The sequence below is a fragment of the Amycolatopsis mongoliensis genome (assembly GCF_030285665.1).
Lineage (GTDB): Bacteria > Actinomycetota > Actinomycetes > Mycobacteriales > Pseudonocardiaceae > Amycolatopsis > Amycolatopsis mongoliensis.
Map to the genome: position 1 here is coordinate 9510092 of NZ_CP127295.1, position 14871 is coordinate 9524962.

12 protein-coding genes and 1 pseudogene are annotated in these 14871 nt (G+C 70.9%); 3 read left to right on the forward strand and 10 right to left on the reverse strand.

What is annotated here, in order from left to right:
- Position 1: 1 nt before the first annotated feature.
- From QRX60_RS45565 to QRX60_RS45590, 6 genes are read right to left on the reverse strand one after another with little or no spacing between them, the layout of a single operon-like run.
- Positions 2–1813, reverse strand: a complete 1812-nt coding sequence (locus tag QRX60_RS45565; RefSeq protein WP_101438421.1) for a hydantoinase B/oxoprolinase family protein — start codon at positions 1811–1813, stop codon at positions 2–4.
- On the reverse strand, positions 1810–3924 hold the full coding sequence (locus tag QRX60_RS45570; RefSeq protein WP_285997685.1) for a hydantoinase/oxoprolinase family protein: 2115 nt from the start codon (positions 3922–3924) through the stop codon (positions 1810–1812). Before QRX60_RS45570 ends, QRX60_RS45565 begins: the two co-directional genes overlap by 4 nt.
- A complete protein-coding gene (locus QRX60_RS45575; protein WP_285997686.1) occupies positions 3921–4730 on the reverse strand; it encodes an HpcH/HpaI aldolase/citrate lyase family protein in 810 nt (269 codons plus the stop codon). Before QRX60_RS45575 ends, QRX60_RS45570 begins: the two co-directional genes overlap by 4 nt.
- Positions 4727–5893 carry an acyl-CoA dehydrogenase family protein gene (locus tag QRX60_RS45580; RefSeq protein WP_101438419.1) on the reverse strand — a complete coding sequence of 389 codons (1167 nt, stop codon included), beginning with the start codon at positions 5891–5893 and terminating at the stop codon, positions 4727–4729. Before QRX60_RS45580 ends, QRX60_RS45575 begins: the two co-directional genes overlap by 4 nt.
- Complete coding sequence (locus QRX60_RS45585; RefSeq protein ID WP_285997687.1) at positions 5893–7101, reverse strand: CaiB/BaiF CoA transferase family protein; 1209 nt, start codon at positions 7099–7101, stop codon at positions 5893–5895. Before QRX60_RS45585 ends, QRX60_RS45580 begins: the two co-directional genes overlap by 1 nt.
- Positions 7098–7631, reverse strand: coding sequence for a MaoC family dehydratase (locus tag QRX60_RS45590; protein WP_285997688.1), 534 nt, complete (start codon positions 7629–7631; stop codon positions 7098–7100). Before QRX60_RS45590 ends, QRX60_RS45585 begins: the two co-directional genes overlap by 4 nt.
- Before the next feature lie 130 nt (positions 7632–7761).
- Between QRX60_RS45590 and QRX60_RS45595 the strand changes: the two genes are divergently transcribed.
- The 3 genes from QRX60_RS45595 (at position 7762) to QRX60_RS45605 (ending at position 11336) form a co-directional block, all read left to right on the forward strand.
- On the forward strand, positions 7762–8502 hold the full coding sequence (locus tag QRX60_RS45595) for a FadR/GntR family transcriptional regulator (protein ID WP_285997689.1): 741 nt from the start codon (positions 7762–7764) through the stop codon (positions 8500–8502).
- 98 nt (positions 8503–8600) lie between these two features.
- The gene (locus QRX60_RS45600; protein ID WP_285997690.1) at positions 8601–9971 is read left to right on the forward strand and encodes an MmgE/PrpD family protein; all 1371 of its coding nucleotides are present in this window, start codon (positions 8601–8603) and stop codon (positions 9969–9971) included.
- 39 nt (positions 9972–10010) lie between these two features.
- The gene (locus QRX60_RS45605; RefSeq protein ID WP_285997691.1) at positions 10011–11336 is read left to right on the forward strand and encodes an MFS transporter; all 1326 of its coding nucleotides are present in this window, start codon (positions 10011–10013) and stop codon (positions 11334–11336) included.
- A 23-nt stretch (positions 11337–11359) separates the two neighbouring features.
- On the opposite strand, the pseudogene QRX60_RS45610 reads toward QRX60_RS45605, so the two are convergent.
- The 4 genes and pseudogenes from QRX60_RS45610 to QRX60_RS45625 form a co-directional block, all read right to left on the reverse strand.
- Positions 11360–11455: pseudogene (locus QRX60_RS45610) on the reverse strand (acyl-CoA dehydrogenase family protein); the annotation flags it as partial.
- Between the two features lie 36 nt (positions 11456–11491).
- The gene (locus QRX60_RS45615) at positions 11492–12385 is read right to left on the reverse strand and encodes a hydroxymethylglutaryl-CoA lyase (protein ID WP_285997692.1); all 894 of its coding nucleotides are present in this window, start codon (positions 12383–12385) and stop codon (positions 11492–11494) included.
- Complete coding sequence (locus tag QRX60_RS45620; protein ID WP_285997693.1) at positions 12382–12993, reverse strand: isochorismatase family protein; 612 nt, start codon at positions 12991–12993, stop codon at positions 12382–12384. The genes QRX60_RS45615 and QRX60_RS45620 overlap by 4 nt, the downstream gene beginning before the upstream one ends.
- 5 nt (positions 12994–12998) lie before the next feature.
- Positions 12999–14870 (reverse strand): hydantoinase B/oxoprolinase family protein, encoded by a 1872-nt coding sequence (locus QRX60_RS45625; protein ID WP_285997694.1) that lies wholly within the window; start codon positions 14868–14870, stop codon positions 12999–13001.
- Between the last annotated feature and the right edge of the window lies 1 nt (position 14871).

Sequence of the window (14871 nt, forward strand, 5' to 3'; positions counted from 1 at the left end):
GTCAGACCGCCGCCCGCAGCCGCGCGGTCTCGGCCTCGTCGACCGCCAGCGCCCTCCCGGACCCGGTCAGCGCGACACCGTAGTGCGCCCGCGCGTCCGCCACGGACAGGTAGTCGTCGAGGACGTCGTCGAGCACCTGAGCCGCCTCCCGTTCGAACGGGCTGCCGTAGCCGCCGCCGGACGGGAGCTTGATCTCCAGGGTGTCGCCCGCCGCGCACTTCTCCTGCGTGACCTTCGAGTACAGCGGCTCGTCGCGCTCGGTACCGGCGTTGCGGGTGAACGAGCCCGCGAGCCCGTCGTGCCCGCCGGCCAGGCCCTTCGGCGGGTCGGTGCGGTTGTCCGCCTCCGAGCCGATGAACGTGTCGGTCAGCATCTTCCACTTCCGCACGCTGCCGATCCCGCCGCGGTAGCGGCCCGGTGCCGGCGGCTCGTCACGCAGCTCGTAGCGCTCGGCGATCATCGCGTGGTTGAGCTCCAGCTCCTCGATCGGGTTGTTGCGCGTGTTGGCCATCAGCGAGTCGACGCAGTCGAGCCCGTCCTTGCCGTTGCGCGCGCCGTAGGAGCCTTCGTTGATCTCGATGTACACCCAGTACGACTGGCCGTCCTCGGCCAGGCCCGAATAGGCGATCGCGCACAGCGCCGCCGACGACCCGGCCACCGCGCGCTCCGGCAGGACGTCCGACAGCGCCAGGTTGATCGAGTCGAAGATGCGGTTGATCTGCGAGAACCGGGCGAAGCACGACGCCGGGAAGTCCGGGTTGAAGATCGTGCCCTCCGGCGCGTACGCCTTGGCGGGGCGGAAGCAGCCGTCGTTCTGCGGCACGAACTCCTCGGTCAGCGCCTCGTCGAGCAGCAGCGTGCGCACAGCCGAGGCCACGGTCGGCAGCACTGAGCCCTCGAACGGCACGTTGAACGCCGTCGGGACCTGGCCGTGCGAGCCGGTGAGGTCCACGACGATGTCGGAGCCTTCGACGCGGACCCGCACCGACACCTTCAGCGGCACGTCGCGGTTCTTGCCGTCGTCGTCCAAATAGGACAGCGGTGCTTCGTAGACGCCGTCCGGGATCTCGGTGATCCGGCGGCGCAGCATGTCCTCGGAGTAGTCCATCCACTTGTCGGCGGCAGACATCACCGTGTCGTAGCCGTAGCGGTCGAGCAGCTCCAGGAACCGCTTCTCCCCCAGCCGCGAGCACGCGATCAGCGCTTCGAGGTCGCCCGCGTTCTGCTCCGGCGTGCGGACGTTGTCGAGGATGTGCTGGATGAGCGCGGTGTTGCGGACGCCGCCGTCGTAGATCTTGACCGCGTCCATCAGCTTGCCCTCGGCCCAGACGTCGACGACGTCCATGCACAGGCCGGGGAAGTTGCCACCGATGTCGGACACGTGCCCGGTGCAGCCGGCGAAGCCGATGTGCCTGCCGCCGAAGAAGATCGGGATCATGATCCCGTAGTCCGGCGAGTGCGCGGCGCCGTGGTAAGGGTGGTTGTGCAGGATGACGTCGCCCGGTTTGTACGTGCCGGCGAGCTTGCGGTTGATGCCCCGGATGTAGGCCGGGATCGACCCGCAGTGCATCGGGGTCGAGTCCGACTCGCACAGCTCGCGGCCGTTGACGTCGAACAAGCCGGCGCCGAGGTCCTCGGACTCGCGGATCAGGCTGGAGTAGGCCATCCGGTAGAGGATCTGGGCCATTTCCTTGGCGATCGAGTTCAGCGCGCCGCCGATCACGCGCAACGTGATCGGGTCGACGTCGACCGGCGTGAAGTCGTCCGGGCGGGGTCCGGCGAGCGAAACACCGGCGGGATCGAGTGCGGTCACCGCTGGCCTCCTTCGGCGTCCACGGCAGCGGATTCACCGGCGGCCGTCTCGATGATGATGTGGCCCACCCGGTCGATCGTGGCGCGCTGCCGCGGCCCGATGACCGTGGTGGAGTCGAACTGCTCGACGATCGCGGGCCCGGTGAGCACGTTGCCCGCCTTGAGCAGGGCGCGGTCGTAGACGGTGGTGGGGAACGTGGCGGGCTTGCTGCCGTCGGTCCAGAACACGGCTTCGCGGGTGCCCTTGACCGCGGCGGAGGCGTCCTCGCCGCCGCTCTCGATCTCGGCGAGCGGGACGTGCCCGACCTTGCCGATCCCGGTGACCCGGACGTTGACCAGGTGCACCGGCTTGTCGTCGAAACGCTGCAGGTAGGTGCGCTCGTGCACCTGATGGAACGCCTCCCTCGCGCTCGCGACCCAGGTGTCGTCGATGTCGCCGGCGGGCGCCGGGACGCGCAGCTCGTAGCCCTGGCCGATGTAGCGGCAGTCCAGGCTGCGCTCGATGACGAAGTCCTCCGGCGCGAGGCCGTCGCCGGTGAGCTGCTCGGTCACCTGCGCTTCGAGCCGCGCGAACGCGTCGCGCACGCTGTCGAGGTCCGGGGCGGCCAGCGACGTCCACACGGTCGCGGGCTGCTCGACGCGGATGTCGGTGGCCAGCAGGCCCATCGCTGAGGCGATGCCGGGGTGGTGCGGCACGATCACGCGCGGGATGTCGAGCTGCTGCGCGATGTGCCACGCGTACAGCGGCCCGGCGCCGCCCTCGGCGACCAGCGAGAAGTCGCGCGGGTCGTAGCCCTTGCGGACCGAGTGCAGGCTGATCGCCTCGGTCATGGCGTGCGCGAGGATCTGGAAGATGCCGACCGCGGCGTGCTCGACGCTCGTGGCGAGCTTGTTCGCGATGTGCTCCTCGATCGCCTTCTCCGCCAGCTGCGGCTCCACGCGCATCGAGCCGGACAGGAAGCTGTCGGCCTGCAGCCAACCCAGCACCACCATCGCGTCGGTGCTGGTGGGCTCGGTGCCGCCGCGGTTGTAGCAGGCCGGGCCGGGAGTGGCGCCGGCACTGCGCGGGCCGACGCGGAACATGCCGCCCTCGTCGACGAACGCGACCGAGCCGCCGCCGGCGCCGATCGTGTCGACCTCGGCCATCGGCACCATCGCGTGGTAGTCGCCGATGCGCGTGTCGAGCAGGTGCTTCATGCGCAGCTTGCCGTCGGGCGCGACGCCGATGTCGGCCGACGTGCCGCCGACGTCGAGGGTGATCACGCTCGGGTACCCCGACGCCCGGCCGATCGCGCACCCGCCGAGCAACCCGGCCACCACACCGCTGGTGAGCAGCAGGACCGGGTTGTCGACGGCGTGCTGGGACGTGATGAGACCGCCGGCCGAGGTCATCAGCCGGATGTCGCCGCGCACGCCCGCCTCGCGGGTGGTGTTCGCGAGGTTGTCGATGTACCGGGCGACCTTCGGCCCGACGAACGCGTTGAGCGCGGTGGTCGAGAAGCGCTCGTACTCGCGGTACTGCGGGGCGACCTCGCTGGACAGCGAGATGAACACGCCCGGGTACTCCTGCTCGATGATCCGCTTGACGGCCTGCTCGTGGGCCGGGTTGCGGTAGGCGTGGAGGAAGCAGACGGCGATGGCCGCGACGCCGTTGTCCTTCAGCACGCGGACCTGCTCGCGCACGGCTTCTTCGTCCAGCGGGACGAGGACCTCGCCGGCCGCGTTGATCCGCTCCGGCACCACACGGCGGTTGCGGCGGCGAACCAGCTGCCACTTCTGCCACGGCAGGTCCTGGTAGGACGAATAGTTGTAGGGCCGCTTCTTGCGCGCGATGTGCAGGATGTCGCGGAAGCCCTCGGTGGTGATCAGGCCGACGTCGGCGCCGTTGTGCTCCAGCACGATGTTGGTCGCGACGGTCGTTCCGTGCAGGAACTGCCCGAGGTCGGCGACCGAGATCCCGACCTGCTCGGCCAGCTGCCGCACCCCGTCCACAGTGGCCTGTGACGGGTCGTGCGGGGTGGACGGGACCTTGTGGACGGCGAGATCGCCGTCCTCGTCCCAGTACATGACGTCGGTGAACGTGCCTCCGACGTCGACTCCGATGCGTTTCATCGCCTGGTCCTCTCCGGCCCTGCCAAGTGGGCGACCCGGCGGGCGTGTGCCACGACCGGCGGGTCGATCATCTTCCCGTCCACCACGAGGACGGCGTCGGTCGCTTCCTCGGCCGCCTGGACGATCTTCGTTGCCCGTTCGACTTCTTCGTCGGACGGCCGCAGCACTTCGTGCACTGTGGACACTTGTGCCGGGTGGATGCACATCCGGCCGAAGAAGCCGAAGCGCCCCAGCTGCTGCGTGTCCGCGCGGAACCGGGGTTCGTCGCGCAGGACGGTGGAAACCGCGGCGGGAGGCGGCGGGCAGCCCTCCGCCGCGGCGGCCGCGACGACGCGGGCACGCGCCCACGCCAGGGGCGCGCCGTCCACGTCGGGTGGGCAGGTGCCCAGTTCGACGGCGAGGTCGTACTCGCCAAGCGCCAGGGTCCGCACCCGCGGGTGGGCCGCCAGCTCGCGCGCCGCCCACAGCCCGGCGGCGGTCTCGATCAGCGCGACCAGCGGCACCGAGGTCGCGGCGGCGACCCGCTCGACGATCCCGGGCTCCGCCTTCGGGACCACGATCCCGGCGAAGTCCAGCCCGGCCAGCGCGGCCAGGTCGGCCGGGTCGTGGTTGACCCGCACCCAGGTCCGCGCGGCCGCGTCCGGGTCGCCGTGCAGCGCCGTCGCGACGGCTTTGCGGGCGGTGTCCTTGCGGTCCGGGGCGACGGCGTCTTCGAGGTCGGCGATCGCGACGTCCGCCGCGGCGACGGCCTTGGCCAGGCGGTCGGTCCGCTCGCCGGGGCAGAACAGCCAGCTGCGCGGGATCACCAGCCGACCTTTCCCTTGCCGGCCACCAGCGACTTGGCGATGACCGTGCGCATGATGTCGCTGGTGCCCTCGCCGATGGTCATCAGGATCGAGTCGCGGTAGAGCCGTTCGATCTCGAACTCCGCCGAGTAGCCGTAGCCGCCGTGGATGCGCATCGACTCCTGCGCGGCCTGCAGCGCGATCTCCGAGGAGAACAGCTTCGCCATGCCGGTCTGCAGGTCCGAGCGCTCGCCGCGGTCGAGCGCGGTGGCCGACCAGTACGTCATCAGGCGCGCGGCCTGCAGCTGCGTCGCGGTCTCGGCGAGCCGGATCTGGATGGCCTGGAAGTCGGCAATGGGCTTGCCGAACGCCTGCCGCTCGCGCGAGTACGCGAGAGCTTCGTCGTAGGCGCGCTGGGCGATGCCGAGGCTGCGGCCGGCGATGTTGAGCCGGCCGACTTCCAGCGCCGAGAGCACCTGCTGCATGCCGCGGCCCTCGCTGCCGCCGAGCAGGTTCCCCACCGGGACGCGCACGTCCTCGAACACGACCTCGCAGGACTCGGTGCCCTTGTAGCCGAGCTTCGGGATGTCCTTGGTGACGCGGAACCCGGGTGTGTTCGCGTCGATCAGCAGGACGCTCATGCCCTTGTGCGCGGGGGTCGTGGTGCGGTCGGTCTTGACCAGCACCGGCAGCGGGTCGGCGTAGCGGGCGTTGGTGATCCACATCTTCGCGCCGTTGACGACGTACTCGTCGCCGTCGCGGACCGCGGTGGTGCGGATGCCCTGCAGGTCGGTGCCCGCGTCGGGCTCGGTGAGCGCGATGCCGGTGCGCCGCTTGCCGGTGGCCAGGTCGGGCAGGTACCGCCGCTTCTGCTCGTCGGTGCCGTGCCGGGCGATCATCCAGCAGGAGAGCGAGTGGCTGCCGAGGATGCCGGCGACGCCCATCCAGCCGCGCGCGATCTCCTCGAACATCAGCGTGAACGAGGTGAAGTCGGCCGCCGCGCCCCCGTACTCCTCGGGGATCATCAGCCCGAACAGGCCGAGCTGCTTCATCTGCTCGACGATCTCGGTCGGATACCGGCCCGCCTGCTCCCACTCGCGGGCGACGGGCACGATCTCCTTGTCGACGAAGGTCCGCAGCATCGAGCGGAACTGCTCCTGGTCGTCGGTGAGGCGGAAGTCCATCAGTGCTCCTCGACGCCGAACGCGCCCGCGCGCGTGAGCTCGGCGAACTCGTCGGTCCCGGTGCCGAGCAGCTCGGCCAGGAGGGTTTCGGTGTGCTCCCCCATCCGCGGCGCGCGGACGTGCTCGGTGCGCGGGGTTCCGGCGCGGACCGGGGACGCGACCTGCCGGACGGTCCCGAACCGCGGGTGTTCGGTTTCCACGATCAGGCCGCGGGCGAGGGTGTGTTCCTCGCGCAGGGCCTGCGGGATGGTGTTGATCGGCGCACACGGCACGCCGGCCTCTTCGAGCAGCGGCAGCCACTCGGCGGTGGTCCGGCGCGCCAGCTCGGCTTCGATCAGCTTCACGCACTCCGCCGAGTGCTTGTAACGCGACGCGGGCGTGGCGAAGCGTTCTTCGCGAGCCCACTCGGGCGAGCCCAGCACGCCGACGAACCGCTCCCAGAACTTCTGCTTGGCGCAGCCGATCACGACCCACGAGTCCGCGGTCGGGAAGTTCTGGAACGGCACCAGGCTGGGGTGCGCGGAGTGGTGCGTGCGCTGCGGCTCGAAGCCCTCGTTGAGGTGCCAGGTCGCCAGGTAGGTGAGCATCCCGATGGCCGTGTCGTACAGGCTGACGTCGCAGTCCATGCCGACGCCGTCGCGGCGGGCCGCGTGGATGGCCGAGACCATCGACAGCGCCGCCACGATGCCGCCGGAGTAGTCCACCATGGACAAACCGGACTTCGTGGGCGGGCCGTCGGGCTCGCCGGTCACCGCCATCCAGCCGGCCAGGCCCTGCAGCATGTAGTCGTACCCGGGCTGCTTGCTGCGCGGGCCGGTCATGCCGTAGCCCGACAGGGAGCAGCAGACGATCTTCGGGTTGAGGTGCTTGAGGTCTTCGTAGCGGATGCGCATCTTCGCCGGCACGTCGCCACGCAGGTTCGAGTACACCGCGTCGCTCACCTTCACCAGGCGCTCGAACACCGCCCGCCCCCGCGGGTTGCCGAGGTCGAGGACCATCGAGCGCTTGTTGCGGTTGAACGCCTCGAAGAACAACGAGTCGCCGTCCTCGGCGTACGGCGGGGTGTGCCTGCCGACGTCGCCGCCGAAGCGCGGGTCCTCGATCTTGATGATCTCGGCGCCGAGGTCGGCCAGGTGGACCGAGCCGAACGGACCGGCGCCGTACTGCTCCAGGGAGAGGATCTTCAGGTCCTGCAACGGGAGGTTCACGCGCGCACCTCCCCCAGGGTCAGCGGGCCGGGCTTGGCGGCCGGGAACGAGTCGATGTCGCCGGCCGCCGCCTGCTTGAACACCAGCACGGTCCGGTCGAACGAAAGGCAGACGTCGCCGCCGGCGTTGAGGCCGCGGGTGTGCACCTCGACCAGGCCGGCGTAGGGCTTGGACTTCGACTCGCGCTTGGCGGTGCAGATGGACTCGCCGTAGAGCGTGTCGCCGACGAACACCGGGTGGGTGAGCTGGATGTTCGTCATGGCGAGGTTCGCGACGGCCCGCTGGCTGATGTCGGAGACGCTCTGGCCCAGCAGCATCGCGATGGTGAGCCCGGAGTTCACCAGGATCTTGCCGAACGGCGTCTTCCCCGCGTAGTGCGCGTCGAAGTGCGCCGGGTGGGTGTTCATCGTCAGCAGCGTGAACCACGTGTTGTCGGTTTCGCTGATCGTGCGTCCCAGCGGGTGCCGGTAAACGTCGCCGACGGTGAATTCCTCGTAGAACCGTCCCAGCCGGCTCTCGTGCACAGCCACGGCCACCTCCTCGTGCGTTCCGGGCTCGTGCCGAGGAGTATGCGGGGCGAAACCCGCTCGCGCAATATGTCAGACGTTTTTAGGTCGTGGATTCCTACCGAAACGGTGGCCCACGCCCTACGCTGGCCGGATGAAGGACGAAACCGCCCCGGGCTTGCGCGTGCGGCGCGTACAGGCCGCCTACGTGCAGATCGCCACCCAGCTGCGGGAGCAGATCATCGGCGGCGCGCTGCCCACCGGCACGCGGCTGCCGAGCGAGGCCGAGCTGTGCACGCTCTTCGGCGTCAGCCGCAGCACCGTCCGGGAAGCCTTGCGGCTGCTCACCAGCCAGCAGCTCATCGACACGACCCGCGGGGTCACCGGCGGCAGCTTCGTGGCCGCGCCCGACGCCGGCACGGTCGCCGAAAACCTCGGTGGCACGCTCGGCCTGCTGGTCAACGCCAACAACCTGAGCGTGGACAACCTGATCGAAGCGCGGCTCATGATCGAGCCGCCCGCCGCGCGGCTGGCCGCCGAACGCGCCGACGAGGTCGACCTCGAGAGCCTGCGCCGGACCATGGAGCAGACCGCGCAGCTGGATCCCGAAAAGGGATTCGTCCTGCACTGGGACTTCCACACCACGCTCGTGTCCATCACCGGCAACCCGCTGCTGCGGCTGATGTGCCAGCCGGTCAACGTCGTACTGCGCTCCCGGATGCACCGCGACCGGATCGCGGCGTCGCGCTGGGCCGAGATCGACACCCACCACGAGGGGATCTACGCCGCCGTGGCCGCCGGCGACGGCGAGACGGCCGAGCGGCTCACCCGCGAGCACCTCGTCGCGCTGCGTCCGGTCTACGAGCGCATGAAGACCGGATCGGAAAACGTCTGAACTTTTGCTTGCGTCTCGGCCCCCCACGCTTGCAGACTTACCCCGCGGGACGCTCCGGCGGCCCGTGGGTCATCAACGCCGAGTCCCTTGGAGGAGCCGTGTCCCCCGCTGCCACCGAGCCCGTCGCCCGGACCGTCGGCGAGTTCGCCGCGCGCCTCCGGCTCGGCGACCTGCCGCCCGAAGTCCTCGACCGGGCCCGCCACCTGATCCTCGACGCGGTCGGCGTCGCGCTCGCCGCCGGGGAGCACGAGTTCACCCGGCGGGCGCGGCGGGCGCTGGCCCGCTTCGGCGGCGGCGACCAGCCGGTGCTGGGGCTGCCCGACCGGCTGGCCCCGCGCGAAGCAGCGATCCTCAACGCGGTGCTGGTGCACGGCCTCGACTTCGACGACACGCACAGCGGTTCGATCACCCACGTCTCGGCGAGCGCGCTGCCCACCGCGCTCGCCGCGGCGGTGCAGCACGGCCGCTCCACCGAAGACCTGCTGCTGGCCTACATCCTGGGGGTCGAGATCAGCGCGCGCGTCGGCAAGGTCGCGCGCGGCGGCTTCCACGCGGTCGGCTTTCACCCCACCGGCCTCGCGGGCGCGTTCGGCTCGGCGGTGGCGGCCGCGAAACTGTCCGGTCTGGACGCCGACGGCATCACTGCGGCCCAGGAGATCGTCGGCTCGATGGCGTCGGGCATCCTCGAATTCCTCGCCGAAGGCGCGTGGACCAAGCGCCTGCACCCGGGCTGGGCGGCCAACTCGGCGCTGACGGCGGTCGCCTTCGCCGCCGAGGACTGGCCCGGTCCCCCGCGGGTCTACGAAGGCCGCCACGGCCTGTACGCCACCCACCTGCAGGGCCGCGAGTGGGACGTCACCGAGCTCGTGCGGGACCTCGGCACGCGCTGGGAACTGCTGGACACAGCCGTGAAGCCGTTCCCCAGCTGCCACTTCACGCACGGCTTCGCCGACGCCGTGCTGGCCCTGCGCGCCGAGGGCGGCTTCGGCGCGGCCGACGTCGCCCGCATCCGCTGTTTCATCCACCCGACCCCGGGCGCCGCCGTGAGCGACCCGATCGAGCGCAAGCGCGCGCCGCAGGACGACTACGACGCCAAGTTCAGCCTGCCGTTCGTCGCCGCCGCGTGCGTCGCACGCGGGCGGCTGACGCTGGCCGAGTTCACCGACGAAGCTCTGGGCGACACGGAAATCCTCGAGCTCGCGCAGCTCGTCGACATCGGCGACGACCCGGAAAGCCTGTTCCCCCAAGCGTATTCGGCGGCCGTCGAAATCGACCTCCACGACGGACGCACACTCGCCCGCCGCGAAGCCGTCCACCGCGGCCACGCCGAGCGGCCCCTGTCCCACGAGGACATCCGCGAGAAGTTCACCGGCAACGCGGGACCGCGCGCGGCCGCCGTGCTCCCGCTGGTGCTTTCCCTGGGCGAGCCCGGTGACGCCCGTGCGTTCGCCGAATCCCTCGCATCCTGAATTCTTTCTCCCCCTGCGAATTCCCGAGGCGATACCCCCATGTCCGAAACAGCTCCCGCACGCCCGGTCGTGACCGGCAAACCCCTGTCCGCGGCCCGCATCGCGACGTCGTCGATGATCGGCACCCTGGTCGAGATCTTCGACTTCATCGTCTACGCCTTCATGGCCGCGCTCGTGTTCGGCCCGCTGTTCTTCCCGGCGGCCTCGCCCTGGATGGGCACGCTCGCCGCGCTCGGCACCCACGCGGTGGCGTTCGGCATGCGCCCGCTCGGCGCGCTGCTGTTCGGCTGGCTCGGCGACACCCGCGGCCGCCGCACCGCGCTGCTCGGCTCGATGCTGCTGATGGGCACCGCGACCGTCGCGATCGGGCTGCTGCCCACCTTCGCCACGGCCGGGCTGTGGGCGCCGGTGCTGCTGGTCGCGTTCCGGATGCTGCAGGGCCTGGCGGTCGGGGGCGAATGGGGCGGCGCGGTCCTGGTGGCGGTGGAACACGCGCCGAAGCGGCGGCGGTCGCTGTACGGCTCGTTCGTGCAGCTGGGCACGGTGCTCGGCATCGCGCTGGCGAGCGGGGTCGTCCTGCTGGTGAGCACGGCGGTCAGCGCGGACGTCTTCCGCGCCTGGGGCTGGCGCGTGCCGTTCCTGGCCAGCGCGCTGCTGGTGGTGCTGGGCCTGGTGCTGCGCAAGCGGCTGGAGGAGACCCCGGAGTTCGTGGCGGAGCTGGCCAAGCACGAAGCGACCACCGGCCGCCGGCCCCGGGTGCGCGCGGTCTTCCGCGACCACTGGCGGGAGCTGATCGCGGGTTCGCTGATGTGGTCGGCCCCCTGCTCGTTCCTCTACGTGCTGATGACCGGGCTGGTGGCCTACACGAAGACGTACGTGCCGTCGCTGAGCGGGCTTGACGTCCAGCTCGGGCTGCTCATCACCTCGGTCGTGCTGGCCGGGCTGACCCTGGTGAGCGCGACCCGCGCCGACCGCTGGGGCCGCGAGCGGCTGATCCGCTGGTCGGGTGTGCTGCTGGTGGTGTGGGCGTTCCCGGCGTTCTGGCTCGTCGACACCGGTGCGTTCGGCCCGATGCTGCTGGCGATGCTGGTGGGCAGCGTCTGCTACGCGGCGTTCAACGGCGCGGTCCCGTCGCTGATGGCGGACCTGTTCCCGGTGGCGTCCCGCTACACGGGCTGCGGCCTGTGCATCGCGTTCGGCACGGCCGTGGCGGGCGGCATCCTGCCCATCGCCGGGCTCGCGGTCGTGGGCGAGACCGGCGGTTCGTCGGTGCCGCTGTCGCTGACGCTGGTCTTGTGCGGGGTGCTGACCCTGGCGGGTGTCGCGCTCGCGCGCCGCACCCGCCGGGACCAGCCCGCCGCGTGATCCGATCCGGCGAACGGTTCAGGCACCTCACTGGCCCCGCCGCCGATGCCGAGGATGCGGGCATCGCGGTAGTGGGGGTCCACTTCGGACTCGCGCATGTACCCCATGCCGCCGTGGATCGATCGGCCCGGCCCGGCCCCGGGCCGGCGCGGGGCTCAGGCGGGGAAGGCGCCCGCGCGGGCCAGTGCGCTGGGCAGTTCCTTGCCCAGCCGCTCCTCGAGCCACACCGCCGCCGAGATCGTCTCGGCCAGGTCGATCCCTGTCGCGTGGCCCATCCGGGCGAACAGGTACGCCAGATCCTCCGTGGCCACGTTGCCGGTCGCGGCCGGCGCGAACGGGCAGCCGCCCGCTCCCCCGATGCTCGCGTCCAGCACCGTGACTCCACTGTGGACAGCCGCGACCGCGTTGGCGACCGCCGTGTTGCGGGTGTCGTGCAGGTGCAGCCGCAGCGGGGTGTCGCCGCCGACGATGTCCCGGGCCGATGTCAGCCGCTCGGTGACGTCGGTCGGGACCGCGACGCCGATCGTGTCCGCCAGCGCGATCTCGTCCGCGCCGGTGGCGTGCACCCGCCGGAGCACCTCACCGAGCCGGTCCAGGGAGACCTCACCCTCGAACGGGCACCCGAACGACGCGCCGATCGTGACCGTCGTGAACTTGCCCGCCTGCCGGGCCGCCGCGACCAGCCTCGCGGCCGTCTCGCACGCCTGTTCCGTGGTCATGCCCTGGTTGCGTCCGCAGAAGGTGTCCGTGGCCACGACCACGACGTCGACCTCGTCCACCTTGCCCTCGAGCGCCCGGTCGAGGCCGCGTTCGTTGATCACCAGGCCCGCGTAGCGGACGCCGTCGTGGCGGGGCAGGGCGGCCATCAGCGCGTCGGCGTCCGCCAGCTGCGGGACCCGTGCCGGGTTGACGAAGCTGGTCACTTCGATGCGCTTGGCTCCCGCCCGCACGGCTCGTCCGACCAGCTCCACCTTGTCCTCGGTGCTCAGGACGGCCTTCTCGTTCTGCAGGCCGTCCCGCGGGGACATTTCGACGATCTCGATGTTCATCGTCCCTCCGCCAGGTAAGCCAACGCGGTCGCCTCGCCGACGACCTCGCCGCACTTCGCCTGGATGTCGAACAGGTTCGCTTCCTGGGTCTCGGGCGTGCGGTCACCGACCGCCTCCCGCACCACCAGCGGGACGAACCCGTGCTGGAGCGCGTCGAGCGCGCTCGCCCGGACACAACCGCTCGTGCTGACCCCGCCGATCACCACGGTGTCGACGCCACGGGCCCGCAACGAGGACGCCAGCGGCGTCCCGAAGAAGGCGCTGGGGTACTGCTTCACCACCACCTGCTCACCCTCCGCCGGCGCGACCTCCGGCATGAACTCACCGAGCGGGCCGCCCCCGTCCTGCAGCATCCGCAGCGCCGGGACCTTGCGGAGGAACAGGCCACCATCCACGCCGTCCGCACCGTAGGCCACCCGCGTGTGCACGACCGGGATCCCGTGCCGCCGCGCGGCCGCCAGGACCCGGGCCGCCGAGCCGAGACAGTCGCGCGACGGCAGCAGCAGCGGGCTGCCCTCGGTGAAGTAAGCCCGCATCAGGTCGATCAGGACCAGTGCTGGACGGCTTCCGCCGGCCAGCGTCCCGTCGAACGGGTCCGAAGTGGACATGTCGCTCACGAGACGACGGGCCGCAGCGGGGCGGGCAGGCCGGTTTCGGCCAGGGCCCGCTCCAGGATCGTCGCCAGCTCGGGACCGCGGTCGAACGTCGGGAGCGGCTCCGGACGGGTGCCGCGCAGCTCCTCCCGCAGCGCCTCGGTCGCGGCGGCGTCCACCCAGCCATCGCCGTCGCAGACGACGCCGTAGCGGCGCGCGCCCGGGGCGGTCACGAGGCCGCGGCGGACCTCCAGGCCGACCAGCTCCGGGTCGCGGGCCAGCGGGTCGCCCCACCCGCCGCCGCCCCACGTGACGAAGTGCAGGAGGTCGCCGCGGTGCACGGGCACGTCGTGCACCTTGCTGCCGAGCACCTCGGTGCTGCCGTCGGCGCGCTCGATCCACTTGCGGCTGCGGGCGCCGGGCTCGCCGCCGTTGACGCCCCACGGGTAGGTGAGCCAGCGGTCGTCGTGGATCGCGATCGTGCCCGGCTCGAGGAACCGGTAGGCCACGTCGACCGCGTTGCCGCCGCGATGCAGCCCGGACCCGCCGGTGTCGGCGACGGTCTCCCAGCGCTCGATGCGCAGCGGGTAGTACGACTCCAGGTATTCGCACGGGATGTTCACGAACGACGGCCACAGCGAGTGCCCGTCCGGCCCGTCGCCGAGGGGCCGGCCGGGGATGCCGCCGAACCCGATGGAGTAGAGCTGGAACCACTCGCCCTTGCGGTCGCCGTCGCTGTAGGTGCCCGAGTACATGAAGTGCGGCGACGACGAGAACCCCGCGGCGTTGAGCAGGTCGGGGTTCGTCTGGCCGAGCAGCCCGCCGAAGAGGTCGAACACGCGGCCGATGCCGTGGTTGCGGGCGTTGAGCGCGGCCGGGTACTTCGGCTTCCAGAACGAGTCTTCGGGGATGATGACGTCCACCAGCGGGTAGAAGCCGTCGTTCCAGAGGATCTGCGGGTCGGCGACGGTGATCATGTAGATGCCGAAGAACATCCGCATGAGGTTCTCGTTGATGAAGTAGTTGATCGGCCCCTGCGCCTGCGGGCTGCTGCCGCTGAAGTCGAGGGTGACCTTCTCCCCGTGCCGGGTCAGGCTGAGCTTCAGCTCGTACGGGCCGTAGCCGAGGCCGTCGTCGCAGATGTAGTCGGTGAAGGATATTGTCTCGCCGTCCTTGAAGACGGCCTGCAGCAGCACCTTCATCGCCCGGTAGTTGCGGTCGAGCAGCTGATCGAGCGCCGAGTCGTAGGTGTCGACGCCAAACCGGGCGCACATCTCCTGCACACGGCGCGCGGCCGTGCGGCACGCCGCGACGATGCCGTTGAGGTCGGCGCGGTTCCAGTCGGGCTTGCGCACCTGGTTGAGGATGATGCGCAGCGCGTCCTCGGCCAGGTCGCCCTTGCGGTAGAGCTTGAAGGGCGGGATGACCACCCCCTCCTCGAAGATCGTGCGGGCGTCGGTCGGCATGGACGCCGGGGTCTTGCCGCCGACGTCGGACATGTGGCCGAACATCGCCGACCAGCCGACGATGTGCCCCTCGAAGAAGATCGGGATCACCACGAGCCAGTCGTTGGCGTGGCTGATCGCGGCACCGCACGAGTAGGGGTCGGACGTCAACAGGACGTCGCCCTCCTCGATGTCGCCGGCGAAGTTGTCGAGGAAGTCCGGAATGGACAGTCCGAACTGGCCGACGACCATCTTGCCGTCGCGGTTGGCGATCAGCGGGAACTCGTCGTGCTGCTCGCGGATGCCCGGCGAGAGCGCCGTGCGGAACAGCACCTCGTCCATCTCGTAGCGGGCGTTGCGCAGCCCGTTCTCGACGAGGTCGAGGGTGACCACGTCGACGTCCACCCGCCGCAGCGGTCCGGTCGCGGTTTCGACAAGCCGTGCCATG

What these genes read in the sequence shown, in the direction of transcription:
- QRX60_RS45620 (WP_285997693.1), bottom strand. Translation starts at nt 12,993, where the DNA reads ATGTCCACTTCGGACCCGTTCGACGGGACGCTGGCCGGCGGAAGCCGT.
- QRX60_RS45570 (WP_285997685.1), bottom strand. Translation starts at nt 3,924, where the DNA reads ATGAAACGCATCGGAGTCGACGTCGGAGGCACGTTCACCGACGTCATG.
- QRX60_RS45605 (WP_285997691.1), top strand. Translation starts at nt 10,011, where the DNA reads ATGTCCGAAACAGCTCCCGCACGCCCGGTCGTGACCGGCAAACCCCTG.
- QRX60_RS45615 (WP_285997692.1), bottom strand. Translation starts at nt 12,385, where the DNA reads ATGAACATCGAGATCGTCGAAATGTCCCCGCGGGACGGCCTGCAGAAC.
- QRX60_RS45625 (WP_285997694.1), bottom strand. Translation starts at nt 14,870, where the DNA reads ATGGCACGGCTTGTCGAAACCGCGACCGGACCGCTGCGGCGGGTGGAC.
- QRX60_RS45580 (WP_101438419.1), bottom strand. Translation starts at nt 5,893, where the DNA reads ATGGACTTCCGCCTCACCGACGACCAGGAGCAGTTCCGCTCGATGCTG.
- QRX60_RS45595 (WP_285997689.1), top strand. Translation starts at nt 7,762, where the DNA reads ATGAAGGACGAAACCGCCCCGGGCTTGCGCGTGCGGCGCGTACAGGCC.